This is a genomic window from Nostocoides australiense Ben110 (genome assembly GCF_001050535.1).
Classification (GTDB): domain Bacteria; phylum Actinomycetota; class Actinomycetes; order Actinomycetales; family Dermatophilaceae; genus Nostocoides_A; species Nostocoides_A australiense.
Genome location: NZ_HG764815.1, coordinates 3,621,975 through 3,625,074 on the forward strand (window position 1 = coordinate 3,621,975; position 3,100 = coordinate 3,625,074).

Annotated in this window: 2 protein-coding genes; one reads left to right on the forward strand and one right to left on the reverse strand. The window is 69.4% G+C overall.

Translation table 11 applies throughout. From position 1 onward, the window contains the following. Positions 1–146: 146 nt before the first annotated feature. Positions 147–1,607, reverse strand: a complete 1,461-nt coding sequence (locus BN11_RS17760) for an IS1380 family transposase (protein WP_048698803.1) — start codon at positions 1,605–1,607, stop codon at positions 147–149. A 419-nt stretch (positions 1,608–2,026) separates the two neighbouring features. Here BN11_RS17760 and BN11_RS17765 point away from each other — a divergent pair, with 419 nt between their 5' ends. Then, the gene (locus tag BN11_RS17765; RefSeq protein WP_048699631.1) at positions 2,027–2,944 is read left to right on the forward strand and encodes an aldose 1-epimerase family protein; all 918 of its coding nucleotides are present in this window, start codon (positions 2,027–2,029) and stop codon (positions 2,942–2,944) included. Positions 2,945–3,100: the final 156 nt, after the last annotated feature.

Sequence of the window (3,100 nt, forward strand, 5' to 3'; positions counted from 1 at the left end):
CCTCGATCCACCGATGGGCTGATGGCGTGGGGTTGATCGTCGTCTCGGGCTGAGGAGGCGAGCGGGGGCGTGGGTGATCGCCCGACCTCGCTGTCGGGGTGTTCCACGTCGGGGTTGCTCGGGTCGCGCCGTCGTCGGCTGGGTGGTCAGGGCGGTGCGGTGGCGGGGGGGTCGGCGACGCGGTCGAACAGTCGGGTCCACGCCTGGTGCCAGGGCCACGCTTGGGGCAGGTGCAGGGTGATCCGCCGGGCGGAGGACGCGACCCGGGCCGGGACGTGGATCAGCTTGCGACGCACGGTCGCGCTGGTCGCCTTCGCCAGCTTCGAGGTCTGGGGTGTCGCACCGGAGGCCAGGGTGGTGGCGGCGCGGGTGAGGTTGAACGCGATGACCGCGAGCACGAGCCAGGCGGCGTTGGCGGTGAACTTCCCGGAGGGCAGGTGCGCCAGCGCGGAGCCCTTGAGGTCGGCGTGGACCTGTTCGATGATCGCGTGCCCGCGGTGGGTCTTGTCGGCGGCGACGGTGTCCAGCACATGGGCCGGGACGGTGGTGAAGAACGCGTGGAAGCGCCAGGTGTCGAACAGGGTGTCCTGCCCGGTCGCCTTCTTCTTGTCGGCGTTGAAGTCGGGGATGCGGCGCACGATCAGCCGGCCCGGGACCTGGTCGGCCTTCTTCTTGGAGGCGAACGCGGTGAAGTCGATCTCGGCGACCTCCGCCTTCGAGATCCACGCCCCGCTCATCTCATCGAAGATCGCGTCCGGGTACTCGATCGTGGTCCACGCACCGTCATCGATGCCGGCGATCGCGGCCTTGACCGGGCTGGTTGCCCGCACGGTGACGGACACGTGCGCGCCGCCGGTGATCGCCGCGTGGACGGCGTCGCGGCCGTAGTAGGCCGAGTCCATCCGGACCAGGACCGGCGCCTTCACGCCGAGCAGGCGGCGGGCCTGTTTCACGGCGTCACCGACCAGGCGTTTCGCCCCGCGGGGCGACCCACAAGAGCCCTTGCGCAGCCGCTGCGCTACGACCAAGGGCGCGTGTCCGGCGGTGGTGAGGGTGGCGATCAGCGCGTTCAGGCCGCGGACCCGGGTGTAGCCGAACCCGGCGCCCTGCTTGGCGTGGCCGTGGACCTCGATGATCGTGTCGTCCACGTCGACGAACGCGTACCCGACGCCCGCTCCCGCCTCGTCGCCAGCGGGCAATGGTGCCGGGACCGGTGGGGTCAGCCCGGCCAGGCGAGACAGCGCGAGCAGGAACCGTGCGGCGACCGCATCGAGCTGCCGGACGTGCCCGAAGGTGAACGTGCGTAGGAACGAGCCGAGCGTCGAGGGCGCGTACGCCTTGGCGAAGAGCCGGCCCATCCCGCCGTGGCGCAGCAGGGCCATGTCATCGATGCTGTCGGCGCCGGCGACCATCCCGGCCACGAGCGAGGCCACCTTCGACCCAGCGTTCGCGCCTTTGTCCGTCGGCACGCTCAGGTGCTCATCCGCCAGCTGGCGCAGCCCTGCCCGGTCGGCCAGTGCCAGTACCGGGACCAGGCCGGCGGACGACACGAGATTCGGGTCGTCGAACACCGCAGAAGTGCGGGTCAGGGTGTGAGAGAGTTTCACCTACGAGATGCCCCTTGCGCGAGACGGAACTGAAGCCTGAAGAACTCCAATTCTGTTTCAGCACAGGGGCATTCTCATGTTCCGACGCGCCGGATCACCACACCGCGCCAAGTCGATCGGTGGATCGAGGCTAAGCGCCGAGCGAGTGAACTTCGCGGTGCTCGGCAACCAAGAGCCGCACGTCCATGGCCACCTAATCCCTCGACGACCACAGGATCCTCGCCCACATCACGCACCGTGGGAAGATCCTCGACCTCGAGCCAGCATGCCGGAACGTGACACCGACATGTTGCTGATGCGCCTGAAAGCTGCGTTCGACGCGTGATCGAGTCACGGCCACGCAGCCCCGCGCTGGCCACTGCAGCACTCCCCCTTCGGTCTGAGTTGTCTGCCCTTGAGGACTTGACGAGGATCGAGGCATGACGCTTCCATCTGGCCAGCAGGTCTCACTCCACGCAGGTTCCTATGAGGCGGTCACCACCGAGGTCGGTGGCGGATTGCGCTTGCTCACCTATGATGGTCGCCCGCTGCTGATGTCCTACGGAGAGAATGAGATCCGTCCCTCGTATGCCGGTGCGGTCCTCGCGCCCTGGTGTGGTCGGGTCGTCGACGGCCGGTATGCCGTGGGTGAGCGACAGTTCGAACTGCCCTTGACCGAGCCCGCGCGAGGCCAGGCGCTGCACGGGTTGGTCGCGTGGAGCCGCTGGCGACTTACCGAGCACGCGGGAGCTTCGGCGACCTGGTCCATACACCTCGTCCCGCAACCGTGGTATCCGTGGCCCCTCAGCATCACCGCCGGCTACGCCCTCGACCCCGACACCGGACTGACGTGGAGCGTGTCGGCACACAACTGCGGCGACGAGCCGGCGCCGGTCGGCCTCGGTATCCATCCCTATGCCGTCGCCCCCAGCGGGGGAGTGGATGACTGGACACTCACCGTCGATGCGGCCCGCATTCAGCTCGCCACCGCGGATCGCTTGGTCCCGACCGGGATCGCCGACCTGCCGGATGCCGAGTCGCTCCGGCGGGGGCGCCGCCTTGCCGGCGTGAGCTTCGACGGCGCGGTCACCGGGCTGCCGCTCCCGGGCGACGGGGTGCGCCGCGCCTCTCTGGTCGACGCGAACGGTGATGGGGTCGAGTTCCGTTGGGGCGCAGCCGGGCCCTGGCTTCAGCTCTTCACCTGTGATGACCTGCCCGGCGACTTGCGTCGCAGCGCGGTCGCGATCGAGCCGCAGACCTGTCCGCCCGACGCCTTCAACAACGGCATCGACCTGGCCTGGCTCGCCCCGGGCGAACACCTCGAGCTGACGGTCGAGATCCAGGCTCTGCGCGGCTGAGCGAAGCCTGGCGCGCTAGGACAGACTCGCCACACCGAACTCACACGAGAGGACACGCGATGGGACTGGTGGACGGCAGGGTGGTCTTGGTGGTCGGCGGCACGGCCGGCCTCGGCGCGGGCATCGCGAAGGCGGCGGCGCAGGCCGGCGCCGAGG